Here is a 286-nt window from a genome sequence, read left to right as displayed (position 1 = left end):
AAGTGCTTTTTACTAGCTTGACTAGGCTTATCGCAAGTTAATACGTCCTTCATCGCCTCCAACTGCCAAGGCATCCACCGTGTACGCTTAGTCACTTAACCATACAACCCAAACGGGTCTTGCTTTCGCAATACTAAACAGTAAAGTTTAGTCATACGTTAGTGACAGTTTAACTTCGCCAGAAGTTAATATTGAATACTAAAGTAGATACCAATCAACAAACGAAACGTTCATTAAATGGCACTGAATGATACTGCTATCATTCTTTTTTACTTTTGAAAACTCT

At 37.8% G+C, this 286-nt stretch carries 1 rRNA gene; it reads right to left on the bottom strand.

The features are described 5' to 3' along the window. Positions 1–101: ribosomal RNA gene (locus tag H5154_RS23355) — 23S ribosomal RNA — on the bottom strand; the annotation flags it as partial. Between the last annotated feature and the right edge of the window lie 185 nt (positions 102–286).

Source organism: Pseudoalteromonas sp. SR44-5 (assembly GCF_014163675.1).
Classification (GTDB): domain Bacteria; phylum Pseudomonadota; class Gammaproteobacteria; order Enterobacterales; family Alteromonadaceae; genus Pseudoalteromonas; species Pseudoalteromonas rhizosphaerae.
Note: the sequence above shows the minus strand (reverse complement) of the source record. Positions and strands in the feature narration are given on the sequence as shown.